Below are 12063 nucleotides of genomic sequence, written 5' to 3' on the forward strand. Positions count from 1 at the left end.
CGTTAATGGATCAGATCAAAAGGAGAGAGAAATCATTATGGAAGCCGCGATGCGCAGTTTTGCAGTGAAACTTAATAAAGCGATTAAAGAGGATATGGAGCGCCTATTGCCGCTGATGGAAGGGGAGGCGGTCTATGGGATTGCACTCGTGGCGGACTCTTTTTTGGAATCGCTCTATATCGCCATTAATACCGAAGAATCGCTTGCCGCGCTCATGAGTGAAACGGAAGCGAAATATGGGGAGATCGCGCCGATGGATCGCCTTAAGCTCCGCTGGCAACCGGAAGCGTGGGTCTATAACAGCAGTAATTTGCAATTTCCCGCGATGCTCGAGCTTAATCAATTTTTAGTTAATAAAACCGTCGAGGATTTTAACGGCTTTGAGATGCTCTTTTATGAAACGGTTCTCGATGAGATGACTAAACTCGATCGTAATGGCGTTTTTGGCGAGATGGAGAGAAGGGTCGATCGCATTATTTTTCTCACCATTGAGGGGGATTCCCGCCGCGTGAGTATCGAAAATTTCTTTGCGAGCCAACTTAATAGCGAAGCACAATTTGCAGAGTTTATGGCGCGTTTTGAGCCAATCCATCAGAAATAAAATAAGCAATAAACCAAACAATAAAACGGGCGTAAAGCAGGCAAGAAACAACCTGCAGGAACTTCTTAATATAGGGAAGTACACTGCAGGTTTTTTATACCTCAATATTTTATATTGATTACGACCATTTAGCGTTGCGGTCCTAAATAGGCCAACCAGCGTTTTTCGCACTTTCTAAAGATAAAGACGAGCACAAACGTGATGGCGATATAGAGTGCTGCCGCAATTAAAAACGGGGTAAATACCGCAAAGGTTTGGTAATGCACCTGTTTCGCAAATCCTAAAATATCCACTAGCGTGATGGCAGACGCTTGCGCTGTTCCGTGCAGCATAAAGATCACCTCGTTCCCATAAGCGGGAAGGGCGCGTCTAAATCCTGATGGGAAAATAATGCGGCGAAAGAGCGTGAATTTGCTCATACCAAAAGCCATTCCGGCCTCGATCTCCCCTTTAGGAGTGTTTTTAATCGAGCCTTTAAAAATCTCTAAGGAATAGGCGGCGGTATTGAGCGAAAACGCCACAAGCGCACATGCATACGGCTCACTTAAAATATTATCCCAGAGCCATTCAATATCGCGAATCGCTTCAAACTGCCCAAGCCCAAAGTAGAGAATATAGATCTGGACAAGAAGTGGCGTGCCGCGGAAAAAATAGCTGTAGGCATCAATTGGCAGATGAATCCATTTGCGTTTTGAGAGCGCTAAAATCGAGAGCGGTACCGCAAGTAAGAGGCCGGCAATCGATGAGATAAAGGTGAGCTGAATGGTGAGCCATATGGCCTCTAAAAGCTCCGGAAAACGGTCAATCATCGTACTCATATCGACACCTCTGTACTAAATCCGAGGCTGTAACGGCGCTCTAAAAAGCGAATCACTAAGATCGATAGGCTCGTGAAAAGGAGGAATCCGATGCTCGCTACCATATAAAAGTTAAAGGTCAAACGCGTCGCTTTCCCCGCATTATTGGCCATAAAGACAAGATCTTGCAGCCCAATGAGTGAAACGAGTGCGGTTGTTTTAAGAAGTACCAGCCAGTTATTGCTTAAGCCCGGCAGTGCAAAACGCATCGCTTGAGGGAATAAAATGCGGCGGTAGATATGGTTTTTAGGCATACCGAGTGCGACAGAGGCTTCCACTTGGCCTTTTGGAACGGCTAAAATCGCCCCACGAAACGTTTCGGTAATAAAAGCGCCGAAATAAAAGCCGATCGTAATCACGCCCGAAATAAAGGGGGTGAGAAAAATATTTTTCGTGCCGATCAGCCCCGTAATCCAGTTTAACAACTCCTGAATCCCGTAAAAGAAGAGGAAAATTAGCACAAGATCCGGAATGCCGCGAATGATCGTGGTGTAACTGCTAATGGTAAAACGAAGCGTTTTTGATTGACTAAAGGAGAGAAATGCTGCCCCTAAACCAAAAAAAAGTGCTGCCAAAAACGAGGTAATGCCGAGGGTGATGGTAAGGAAAAACCCCTCGAGTAACGAGGGGGAATATTCAATAATTTCGTTCATCCAGACTTATTCTCCGAAACTATCTTTAAGCGTCACAATGCGGTTAAAGACAAGTGCGTCACCGGCTTTTGAGTCACGGGTGAAGTAAGCAATGCGCTCAAATTGATACGGAACTTGTGCTTCTGATTTGGCAAGCTCAGGTTCAACTTTCGCTGTTTTCACCACTAATGAATCATCGGCGATGTAGTCGAGCATATCGCCCTCTTCACCAGCAGGATTGGTCACCGTAAAGAGACGGTTATATTCGTTGATCGTCGCATCAACGGCGGTTTTGCAAGTAACCCATTGGATTACGCCGCGCGCTTTAACGCCTTCAACATTTTTACCAAGCGAACCGGGAACGATTTCAGCGATCACCTCGATCACCTCACCATTTTCGTCTTTCACAACGTCTGTGGCTTTAATGATATAGGCACCGCGTAGACGAGTATATTTGCCTAAGACTAAGCGTTTGTAGTGTTTGTTCGCTTCTTCTCTAAAGTCCGCGCGCTCAATGAAAATCTCATTACTAAAGAGGATCTCACGGCGGCCGCGCTCTTCTTGTTGCGGGTGATTCGGAACGCTCACCATTTCGTCCGCCTCAACGTTGGTTAAGGTGACTTTGATGGGATCCATAACCGCCATGCGGCGATCGGCTTGTTCATTTAATACATCGCGCATTGCTTGATCGAGCTGTTGCACTTCGATGTAGTTTTCCGATTTAGTCACCCCAATGCGATCACAGAAAAGATGAAGCGCTTCAGGAGGGCAGCCGCGGCGACGTAATCCTGCGATGGTTGGCATGCGAGGATCGTCCCAGCCATCCACATGACCTTCAGCTACGAGCTGGGTTAAACGGCGTTTTGAGGTCACGGTATACTCTAAGTTTAAGCGTGAAAACTCATATTGATGCGGGGTATGCTCAACGCCGCAATGCTCCACAAACCAATCATATAAAACGCGGTGATCTTCAAATTCAAGCGTACAAATCGAGTGGGTAATGCCTTCAAATGCATCGCTTAAGCTGTGCGCGAAGTCATACATCGGATAGATGCACCATTTGTTGCCGGTTTGGTGATGATCTTCATGGCGAATACGATAGATCGCAGGGTCACGCAGATTCATGTTGGGTGCGCTCATATCGATCTTGGCACGTAAAATTTTAGCGCCGTCTTCAAATTCGCCGTTACGCATACGCTCAAACAGATCGAGGTTTTCTTCAATCGAACGTTCACGATAGGGGGAGTTTTTGCCCGGTTCAGTTAAGGTTCCGCGCATTGCACGAAGCTCGTCCGCACTGCTGTCATCAACATAGGCTAGCCCTTTTTTAATGAGGGTGACCGCCGCGTCATAAAACTTCTCAAAATAATCGGATGCATAGAATAGATTGTCCCACTTAAAGCCAAGCCACTCCACGTCCTTTTTGATCGACTCAACAAACTCGATCTCTTCTTTCGTTGGGTTGGTGTCGTCAAAACGAAGGTTGCATTTTCCACCGTAATCGCGCGCAATTCCGAAGTTTAAACAGATCGATTTCGCGTGACCAATGTGTAGATAGCCATTCGGTTCAGGGGGGAAACGGGTGTGGATATCAGAGGGTTGCTGGTATTTTCCACTAGCTAAATCCTGATCAATAATTTGACGAATAAAATTAGTGCGAATGGTACTTTCTGACATATCTATTCTGGCCTTTCTGATAGTGTAAATTTATAAATTCAAAGTTTGATATTTTATCATAGAAAACGCGTGATTTCGACTGATTGAGATCACGCATTTTTACGCTAAGCTATCTTGTTTGATGGTAAGCTAATCGATTGAGTTTAACATGGTTTCCACATTGCGTTTGAAGAGCTTGATATAGCTATTGGCTGTATCATCTTTGGTGAGCGCATCAGAATAGAGGATGCCGCCGTTTTTGAGCTTGAGATCCTCCATCAGATTTTTAAGAAGGCGCGAGGCTTCAATGTTTTCAAAAAAGAGCGTGGTGATATTGTTCTTTTTAATAAGCGTCATCGTTTCCGCCAAATCACCGGCAGAGGGTTCGCCCGCAAAATGGGAATTCATTAAGGTGTGGAAATGCACGCCATATTCATGCTCAAAATATTGGAAACTATTGTGCAAAATAAGGAAGTGGGGCGCTCTGTTTGATTTGGCCTTAAGACTGTCGCGCGTCCATTTATCAAGGGCTAAAAGCTCTTTTTGATAATCTTCGAAATTGGCCTCGTAGTGGGCTTTCCCTTCAGGGTCTAGGGCGATGAGCTCCTGTTTAATGGCATCAGCCATCTTGATCACATTGAGCGGGCTTTGCCAGATATGTGGGTCAAATTCGCCATGCTCATGGTCGTGATTCTCGTGATCGTGAGCTGTATGGCCATCGTGATCATCGTGGTGTCCTGAATGGTCGTGGTCGTGATGATGATTGGGGTCGGCAGGAAGTGGAGCGATGGCAGTGCTCACGTCTAGTAGCGCACCATTAAAACCAGAAGCATCGACGGTGCGGGTTAACCAACCTTCAAAGTGAAGCCCGTTAATAATGAAAAGATCGGCTTTTTTAAGATCGATAAAATCGTAGGGCGTTGGCTCATAGGTGTGGGCATTTTGATTGGCACCAATGATGGCCTTGCTCTGAATGCGCTCACCGCCGATGGTTTCGGTAATATCATTTAAGATGGAAAAACTGGTGATCACATTGAGCTTTTTCGCAAGGGCGGGCGACAATGTGAGTAGGCATAGGGTGGAAAATAGCGCTATCAATCGCTTCATGGGACTGATCTCCTTAAGGGGTTATTCTATCAAAAGTTTATTTTGTATTGCTTAATTGACTACATATGTAGACAATTGAGTTAATAGACATTATAGCCTGAAGTGATCGAATCTGCTGAAAATATCTTAGAATTAGCCTCGAATGAGTTGAATCAGCGGGTTTGTTGGGTCGAGCAGCAGTTTAATCGCCATGATGGTACTTAAGATAATAAGAAGGGGTTTAATTAATCGTGCGCCAAAGCGAACCGCAAAGCGGCTACCAATCTGCGCGCCGACAAATGCGCCCACCGCCATGCAGAGCGCAATCACAAAATAGGCGTTGCCGTGAAATAAAAAGACAAGAAGCGAGCCTAAATTACAGGAGAAATTGGCAAGTTTTGTGTAGGCATTGGCGCTCAATAAGCCATGACCTTGAAGGGCGACAAACGCGACGATATAAAACGACCCTGTTCCCGGACCAAAAACGCCATCGTAAAAACCAATGAGTGGCACAAAGGTGAAGAGAAACAGCAGGCGTGGCATTTTGGGTTTCCGCTCAACGTCAGTAAATTTGGGCGAAAAGATAAAATAGGTTGCGATCACTAGAAGTAGGATCGGGGCAGCGGCTTTCAAATATTCTTGTGGAATTTGGCTAATGAGATTGGCACCGAGCATTCCGCCACTAAAGGCAAGGAGTGCAATGGGCCCCCCTTTTTTCCAATTGATCAGTTTACGGCGTGCAAAAGCGGCCGTTGCGGAGAAGGAGCCGGCCGTTGCTTGGAGTTTATTGGTGGCGATGGCGTTAATTGGCGGGAGTCCTGCAATCATAAGGGCAGGAAGGGTGAGTAATCCGCCTCCGCCCGCAATGGCATCGATGGTTCCGGCAATCATTGCGACAAGGGTGAGTAGGGCGATAATATCCGCTTCCATAGGATCCTTTTTTGAGGTGTCTGAGTTATTGTTATAAGACAAGATTCGGCGTAAAGGTACGGATCTCGTTGAGGAGTAAGACCGTTCTGCGTTACACTATACCCCATCATTTTTAGAGAAGGAAGAGGCGTTATGGCGAATTTATCGGAGTGGCGAGATGGGCTAAAATCGATCTACGATCGGGAGCCACATTTTAAAGTACTCGATCCACTATTGTGCATCCAATCGTTAACGGCAGGATTGAAATCGCTCGGCGCTGACTTTTCCGTTTCCTTGTTATTTTTAGGTAATCGCCAAATTGAAGCGCTCGGCGATCCGCGATTTAATGCATTGTCTGATCATTATCTCTTTAGCCGAGAGGTCTTTTTGCTTCTTAATGGAACTCCGGTTGTATGGGCGCAGAGTCTTTGTCAAGGAATGCCCTCCTCCCTTGAAAAAGGGCGGGTGAATGAGTCGCGCTGGCTTGAAATTCTCGATTGCGGAACGGAACCGCTCGGGCATAAACTCTTTGATGGTTCGCTCCCGATTACACGTACCCCGTTTGAATATGCGGTGGTGAAAAATCCGCCCACGTTTGCGTGGGGAATGGAGGTTCAAGATCATTCTGATCATGCTCTCGATGTTCCAACCGTTATTGCGCGCCGTTCGATATTTGATTGGGCTGGCGATGGATTGGAATTGACGGAATATTATCTCCCTGCACTCTTTGAGTTTATCGGCGAAAAATCGATTGAGCGTGCTGTATGACGATTCTCTTTGCGCTTTTAGCGCTCGTATTGATTGTGATCGGCGCACTTGGATCGGTCTTCCCGATTTTGCCGGGGCTTCCTTTGATGTTTGTGGGGTATTGGTGGCTCGCCTATCTCGATGGATTTACGCGCATGTCGCTTGTAAGCGTGATCGTTGTCGGTGTGATCGCCGGAATTGGCTCTGTGATCGATTATTTAGCGACGGCCTATGGCGCAAAACTTACCGGATCGGGGCGAAAAGGCATTTGGCTTTCGATGTTAGGCTCGATTGTGGGATTGTTAGTTGCGTCGATTTTAGGCATGGTGATCGGACTTGTGCTCGGGGCAATGCTCGGTGAAATTTTAGATCGGAAAGATCTCTACAACGCGGGAAAGGTTGGATTAGGTGCTTTTTTAGGCTTTGCAGTGGGGCTTGTGATTCGCGTGATTTTCTCCATTTTGATCTTAATCTATGCGGTAATCCAAACCATTAAGATGATCGCAAGTGGGGTGGAGGGCATGGAGATCAATTGGGCGTGGGTGAAAACGCTAGCGGTTTCGCTCTGGAAGCTTGTGGGTGGGGGATAGGAAGAGGTACGTTACCAGTTTTTAAATAAAACTTGAGGCAAAGAAAAAGCACTGACTCGTTTGAATCAGTGCTTCTTATGTGGCGGAACGGACGGGACTCGAACCCGCGACCCCCTGCGTGACAGGCAGGTATTCTAAACCAACTGAACTACCGCTCCTAATTTGCTATTGCTAGCGTCTAGGTGAAGTATTATACTAAAGTAAATTTAATTGTCTAGCATAATTTTTGTTCAATCTTAACTGCTTCACCTAACTCAACTAAGATTGTTTGCGTATTTGATCTTATAAATGTAATCAAACATACGTTAAAACTGGCGGAACGGACGGGACTCGAACCCGCGACCCCCTGCGTGACAGGCAGGTATTCTAAACCAACTGAACTACCGCTCCTAAGTTTTGTTTCTCGTTGTTGCCAACTGAGGATTCGTATTATACAAAGAAAAAAACATTTGTCATCTTTTTTTATTAAATTGGCTAACAATGGCGCACCGGCGATCATAAATGAACGAGTTAGACGGGAAAAACTCTCGTGTTGCGTGCGAGCCGTGCTACTATAAATGCAGTTAAATTTATCACACTCAACATTGCGAGGTACGATTGAGATGGCCAAATTACGACAATTGATGATGCTCAGCGCGCTTTTACTGGTAGGAAAGATCGGGATTGCCGATTCGCTAACTATCGAGCCGATTTCAGCTGAACGAGAGATTCGCGCGGTGCTCGATATGGAGTCTAATCGTTTTGCCATCGTCGGCGGTTGCAATACCTTTACCGGTTCGATGTATCTTAAAGAGCACGATATTTTTCGTACCAATCCCCACCGTTTAGCCGTAACTAAGATGGCGTGTGAGGTGGAGATGGAAGGGCTCGATCAAAAAGTGCGCTCCTTTTTACGCAATAAACCGAAGATGGTGCGAAAGGGCGATGCGCTCTATCTCGTTGGAAATATTCGTGGCGAGTCTGAGAGCCGTTACATTCCGGTAGAGCTTGATAAGGGCGCGTTTAGAGATATTGAGGCGCTTGAATATGATACGACGTTTCTCTATGTTTCCGGTAAACCGGCGGTCTGTAAGTTAGGAACGACAGAATCGGGCGAAACCTGCCTGCTCGTTCGTAAAAAACCGGAGGATCAGTGGGAGATCTATAAAGGGGAGATTGAAGGATTTACTCCCAATGAGAATATCGATTATCGTCTCCGCTTAAAAGCTTATCCCCGTGCAGATGGTGAAACGCGTCTCGTCCTTGATATGATTGTCGAACAGGTGTCGATCGATACCAAAGAGGAGCTCGATGAAGCAGGGATCGATGCGGAAGGGCTCGAGCCGTAACCGATAGCGGTTACTGATAGAGACTCATAAATTACCGGAATAGATAATAAAAAACGCGAGGATCGTAGGATGGCTCGCGTTTTTGTCTTAGCTCGTCTTATATATATCTATATATGGGTAGATAAAAAGATTACAGCCAACCTTTTCGCTTAAAGAGTAGGTAGGGCGCAATTCCGGATAAAAACATCAGTCCGATCGAGAGCGGATAACTGTAACGGAAATTGAGCTCCGGCATAAAGGCAAAGTTCATACCATAGATACTTGCAATAAGCGTCGGTGGCAGAAAGACCACCGATGCAATGGAGAAGATCTTGATAATACGGCTCTGCTCAAGGGAGATTTTACCCATAGCAGCATCGAGCAGGAAGTTTACCTTGTCAAAGAGAAACGAGGTGTGACTGGTGAGCGATTCTAAGTCGCGCAGAATTTCCCGTACATCTTCATTTTGATCATTGGTTAATAGTCGGCCCCGCAATAAAAAGGAGAGCGAACGGCGCGTATCCATTAAGGATAGTCGAGCTTTACCATTAATATCTTCTTGAATAGAGATCTCCGATAAGATCGTATCCATATCGACTTTTTTTAGCTCGTCATCTTCCTCTTGCTCAAGCTCTTTTTGCCGGCGGCGACGGGATTTGCGGGGCTCTTTCTCTTCCGTTTTATTGCCATTAATGAGCACATAAGGACTTGTTGATTCAAGCTTGGTGTAGATAAGTTCAAGAACGTCAGCAACGTGTTCAACCGCCGTTTCATGAAGGCCAATTAAGATGTCCATCACATCAATGACCGATTCCATATCATTAATTTGCGGATGGCGAGCGCGTAGGCGATAGAGTCTAAAAGAGCTTAAATCCTCATCGTGCAGGGTAAAGAGGCGGCCATTATAGATTGAGAAAGCGACGGTGACATTGGTAACCCGATCGCCAAAATCATTTAAAAAGAAGCTGTGGACGTGAATCCCATCTTCATCTTCATAAAAGCGTGCGGACGCCTCGATATCTTTAATCTCCGCTTTCTCCGGCAACTCAAAATTGTAATAAGCTTCAACTAAGGCGCGTTCTTCTTCGGTAGGATCGACAAGATCAATCCAGATCATCTCTTTTTGAAAATCGTCGTTCGATGAGATTTTGCTCTGCACCAGTCGACCATTTTTTAATATAAACGCTGTAATCACCTTAGTTTACCTCCTGATTTTAGCGGGAAAGTGGTTTTTATGAAGAATAAGAGCATATTATAGCGTATCTCTTTTTGCTTGCCGAGAGTTTTAGAAAAGGGCGGTTTTGGCACACTTTTTTCCATCAAAAAAGAAGAGTTGATCAAAAAATAAGCATGTGATAATCTCTTGAATTTACAGGGATATCACCCCGATAAATGCAATAAATTAAAAAAAAATTTGCTTTTTAGTCTGAATGCGTTATAAGCATGCCATAGAGTTTTTATATAGGAGAAAACCATGACAGCAGGATACGACGATTTTATTGATGAGGATCTTATTGAAGAGGAAGAAATTCCTGAGGTAAAACCCAATAAATCTCAAGCGTGGCGTGATATTGAAGCGATTCGTGAACAGCGCGCATTAGAGAAAAAGCTCGCAAAAGAGTACGAGCTTGAAAGTTTTGAAGATGATTGGGATTTTGATGATCTCGATGATTAATATTTAGACAAAATCATCAATTCACCTTGAAAAAATTATAATGGACCTCAAATTATAGGTGTTATAGAATTTTTACGTAGGGAAAAGATCATGTCAGATACAAAAAATGAGATGGATGTAGAGCTTGAAAATGATGCGCTCGACGCAGAAGCGACTGATGAAGTGGTGGAAGGCGAAGAGAGCGAATTAACGCTTGAAGAGTTAACGGCTGCGTATGAAGCAGCACAAGCGGAAAAAGAGAAGCTATATAATCAATATTTACTCGCAGCCGCCGATGTGAAAAACATCAAACGCCGTGCTGAGATTGATGTGGCAAACGCCCATAAATATGCGCTTGATAAATTTGTAAAAGAATTACTGCCCATTTTAGATGCGATGGAGCTCGAATTAAACGCGTTGCAAAAATCTGAAAATGATGAAGTAAAACAATTTATCACAGGATCAGAGCTCACCTACAAAATGCTCTTAAATGCATGTGAGAAATTTGGCGTCGTCCAGATTAATCCCACCGGTGAAAAACTCGACCCTGAGCGTCATCAAGCCATTACCATGCAGAAAAATCGTGAATTTGAATCCGGTCATGTGATTCAAGTGGTGCAAAAAGGATATTTGCTAAACGAACGCGTGGTACGAGCGGCACAGGTGATTGTTGCAGAATAGCCGCACGATTAGGGCGCTTCTGAGCTTTTATTGAGATAAAGCTAGAAAAAAAGGAATACATGCCTTATCATTTAGTTAGTTAAATGTAGCTTTTAGGTGCCTCGGGTACTTAAATATTGCCAACTTTTTTAGAGGAGATGCAAATGTCACAACAAAGTTCAGATAGAATTACTTTCCCCATTCTAGCGGTATTAAGTGGTGCGTGTTTATTAGGGATTGTGGTTGTACTTGTTAAATCACTTGTGATGCATTTCATGTAATAGAGCCTGAAATAGCAACGTAAAAGGCGATTTAGCAGATATGCAATGCGCCCCTTAATTCGTTCACACAAATCTATGAGAAGGGTATGCTGACATACCCTTCTTCCTTTTGAGGAGAACAAAAATGACAGTTAAATTTTTACATACGATGGTCCGCGTTAAAGACCTTGAGAAATCCCTTGAATTTTTCTCAAATGTTTTAGGATTAAAAGAGACTCGCCGTAAAGAATATCCCCAGTGGGAATGTACGCTTGTCTATTTAGCGGCGCCGGGGCAAGAGGTTGAGATCGAATTGACCTATAACTGGGATTCAGAAGAAGAGTATGGTATTGGTCGCGCGTTTGGGCACTTAGCCTTTGAGGTGGACGATATCTATGAAGTGTGTCAACGTGCGATGGATGCCGGCATTGAGATCAATGTTCCTCCTCGCGATGGTTGGATGGCATTTTTCCGCTCGCCCGATGATATCTCGATCGAATTATTGCAAAAAGGGGAGCCGAAAGAGCCGCAATCCCCATGGACTGAAATGGAAAATGTTGGCTGGTGGTAACGCTCGCACAACATTTACTTCAAAGACGTATCAACAGGAATTGAGACAATGAATAAATATCCCATTACGAAAGAGGGCGCTGAGCGTTTACGTGCAGAGCTTGATGATCTTAAAAAAGTACAACGTCCACGCATTGTTGCAGACATTGCAGAAGCCCGTGAACACGGTGACTTAAAAGAGAATGCTGAGTATCATGCTGCCCGTGAAGAGCAAGGCTTTATCGAAGCTCGAATCAGCGATTTTGAAGCACGCCTTTCGAATGCTCAAGTGATCGATATTACGCAGATCGCCAATACCGGTAAGGTGATTTTCGGGGTAACGGTAACGCTTTTTGATGTCAATGAAGAGAAAGAAGTGACCTATCAGATCGTCGGCGATTATGAGGCGGATGTGAAGGCGAATAAACTTTCGATCTCCTCGCCGATTGCTCGTGCGCTTATCGGAAAAGAAGTTGACGATGAGGTTACCATTAAAACCCCAGGTGGTGATAAAATGTATGAGATTTTAGAGGTAGAACACATCTAAAACACCGA

General features: G+C 44.8%; 14 protein-coding genes and 2 tRNA genes. 8 read left to right on the forward strand and 8 right to left on the reverse strand.

Annotation, left to right across the window (positions count from 1 at the left end; genetic code table 11):
- Positions 1–37: 37 nt before the first annotated feature.
- Entirely contained in the window at positions 38–601 is a 564-nt protein-coding gene (locus tag OXI21_RS06945; RefSeq protein ID WP_279618834.1) for a DUF4303 domain-containing protein, read from the forward strand.
- 128 nt (positions 602–729) lie between these two features.
- Here the strand turns inward: OXI21_RS06945 and OXI21_RS06950 are convergent, their stop codons facing one another.
- The 5 genes from OXI21_RS06950 to OXI21_RS06970 form a co-directional block, all read right to left on the reverse strand.
- Complete coding sequence (locus OXI21_RS06950; protein WP_279618835.1) at positions 730–1419, reverse strand: ABC transporter permease; 690 nt, start codon at positions 1417–1419, stop codon at positions 730–732.
- Entirely contained in the window at positions 1416–2111 is a 696-nt protein-coding gene (locus tag OXI21_RS06955) for an ABC transporter permease subunit (protein ID WP_279618836.1), read from the reverse strand. Before OXI21_RS06955 ends, OXI21_RS06950 begins: the two co-directional genes overlap by 4 nt.
- 6 nt (positions 2112–2117) lie before the next feature.
- Positions 2118–3767, reverse strand: a complete 1650-nt coding sequence (locus OXI21_RS06960) for a glutamine--tRNA ligase/YqeY domain fusion protein (protein ID WP_279618837.1) — start codon at positions 3765–3767, stop codon at positions 2118–2120.
- A gap of 129 nt (positions 3768–3896) precedes the next feature.
- Positions 3897–4853, reverse strand: coding sequence for a metal ABC transporter substrate-binding protein (locus tag OXI21_RS06965; RefSeq protein ID WP_279618838.1), 957 nt, complete (start codon positions 4851–4853; stop codon positions 3897–3899).
- A 132-nt stretch (positions 4854–4985) separates the two neighbouring features.
- A complete protein-coding gene (locus OXI21_RS06970; protein ID WP_279618839.1) occupies positions 4986–5762 on the reverse strand; it encodes a TSUP family transporter in 777 nt (258 codons plus the stop codon).
- Positions 5763–5894: 132 nt separating this feature from the next.
- On the opposite strand from OXI21_RS06970, the gene OXI21_RS06975 reads away from it, so the two are divergent.
- Both OXI21_RS06975 and OXI21_RS06980 read left to right on the forward strand, forming a co-directional pair.
- Positions 5895–6509, forward strand: a complete 615-nt coding sequence (locus OXI21_RS06975; protein WP_279618840.1) for a chorismate lyase — start codon at positions 5895–5897, stop codon at positions 6507–6509.
- Positions 6506–7078, forward strand: a complete 573-nt coding sequence (locus OXI21_RS06980) for a DUF456 domain-containing protein (RefSeq protein WP_279618841.1) — start codon at positions 6506–6508, stop codon at positions 7076–7078. Before OXI21_RS06975 ends, OXI21_RS06980 begins: the two co-directional genes overlap by 4 nt.
- Positions 7079–7158: 80 nt before the next feature.
- Here the strand turns inward: OXI21_RS06980 and OXI21_RS06985 are convergent.
- Positions 7159–7236: transfer RNA gene (locus OXI21_RS06985), tRNA-Asp, on the reverse strand.
- Between the two features lie 154 nt (positions 7237–7390).
- Positions 7391–7468, reverse strand: a tRNA-Asp gene (locus tag OXI21_RS06990).
- 212 nt (positions 7469–7680) lie between these two features.
- Here OXI21_RS06990 and OXI21_RS06995 point away from each other — a divergent pair.
- Positions 7681–8406, forward strand: coding sequence for a DUF4377 domain-containing protein (locus OXI21_RS06995; protein ID WP_279618842.1), 726 nt, complete (start codon positions 7681–7683; stop codon positions 8404–8406).
- 130 nt (positions 8407–8536) lie between these two features.
- Here OXI21_RS06995 and OXI21_RS07000 read toward each other — a convergent pair whose 3' ends face one another.
- Complete coding sequence (locus OXI21_RS07000; protein WP_279618843.1) at positions 8537–9580, reverse strand: magnesium and cobalt transport protein CorA; 1044 nt, start codon at positions 9578–9580, stop codon at positions 8537–8539.
- A gap of 279 nt (positions 9581–9859) precedes the next feature.
- On the opposite strand from OXI21_RS07000, the gene OXI21_RS07005 reads away from it, so the two are divergent.
- The 4 genes from OXI21_RS07005 to greA all read left to right on the forward strand — a co-directional run bounded on the left by OXI21_RS07005 (position 9860) and on the right by greA (position 12055).
- Complete coding sequence (locus tag OXI21_RS07005; protein WP_279618844.1) at positions 9860–10060, forward strand: hypothetical protein; 201 nt, start codon at positions 9860–9862, stop codon at positions 10058–10060.
- Positions 10061–10150: 90 nt separating this feature from the next.
- Positions 10151–10720, forward strand: coding sequence for a nucleotide exchange factor GrpE (gene grpE / locus OXI21_RS07010; protein WP_279618845.1), 570 nt, complete (start codon positions 10151–10153; stop codon positions 10718–10720).
- Positions 10721–11104: 384 nt separating this feature from the next.
- Positions 11105–11530 carry a VOC family protein gene (locus tag OXI21_RS07015; protein WP_279618847.1) on the forward strand — a complete coding sequence of 142 codons (426 nt, stop codon included), beginning with the start codon at positions 11105–11107 and terminating at the stop codon, positions 11528–11530.
- 48 nt (positions 11531–11578) lie between these two features.
- Positions 11579–12055 carry a transcription elongation factor GreA gene (gene greA, locus OXI21_RS07020; protein WP_279618848.1) on the forward strand — a complete coding sequence of 159 codons (477 nt, stop codon included), beginning with the start codon at positions 11579–11581 and terminating at the stop codon, positions 12053–12055.
- The last annotated feature ends 8 nt before the right edge of the window (positions 12056–12063 follow it).

This window comes from Ignatzschineria sp. RMDPL8A, from assembly GCF_029815055.1.
Lineage (GTDB): Bacteria > Pseudomonadota > Gammaproteobacteria > Cardiobacteriales > Wohlfahrtiimonadaceae > CALZBJ01.

Excerpts from the sequence above, each read along its gene's own strand:
- OXI21_RS06965 (WP_279618838.1), bottom strand. The coding sequence starts at position 4,853 with ATGAAGCGATTGATAGCGCTATTTTCCACCCTATGCCTACTCACATTG.
- OXI21_RS06945 (WP_279618834.1), top strand. The coding sequence starts at position 38 with ATGGAAGCCGCGATGCGCAGTTTTGCAGTGAAACTTAATAAAGCGATT.
- grpE (WP_279618845.1), top strand. The coding sequence starts at position 10,151 with ATGTCAGATACAAAAAATGAGATGGATGTAGAGCTTGAAAATGATGCG.
- greA (WP_279618848.1), top strand. The coding sequence starts at position 11,579 with ATGAATAAATATCCCATTACGAAAGAGGGCGCTGAGCGTTTACGTGCA.
- OXI21_RS06975 (WP_279618840.1), top strand. The coding sequence starts at position 5,895 with ATGGCGAATTTATCGGAGTGGCGAGATGGGCTAAAATCGATCTACGAT.
- OXI21_RS06995 (WP_279618842.1), top strand. The coding sequence starts at position 7,681 with ATGGCCAAATTACGACAATTGATGATGCTCAGCGCGCTTTTACTGGTA.
- OXI21_RS07005 (WP_279618844.1), top strand. The coding sequence starts at position 9,860 with ATGACAGCAGGATACGACGATTTTATTGATGAGGATCTTATTGAAGAG.
- OXI21_RS06950 (WP_279618835.1), bottom strand. The coding sequence starts at position 1,419 with ATGAGTACGATGATTGACCGTTTTCCGGAGCTTTTAGAGGCCATATGG.
- OXI21_RS06960 (WP_279618837.1), bottom strand. The coding sequence starts at position 3,767 with ATGTCAGAAAGTACCATTCGCACTAATTTTATTCGTCAAATTATTGAT.
- OXI21_RS06970 (WP_279618839.1), bottom strand. The coding sequence starts at position 5,762 with ATGGAAGCGGATATTATCGCCCTACTCACCCTTGTCGCAATGATTGCC.
- OXI21_RS06955 (WP_279618836.1), bottom strand. The coding sequence starts at position 2,111 with ATGAACGAAATTATTGAATATTCCCCCTCGTTACTCGAGGGGTTTTTC.
- OXI21_RS06980 (WP_279618841.1), top strand. The coding sequence starts at position 6,506 with ATGACGATTCTCTTTGCGCTTTTAGCGCTCGTATTGATTGTGATCGGC.
- OXI21_RS07015 (WP_279618847.1), top strand. The coding sequence starts at position 11,105 with ATGACAGTTAAATTTTTACATACGATGGTCCGCGTTAAAGACCTTGAG.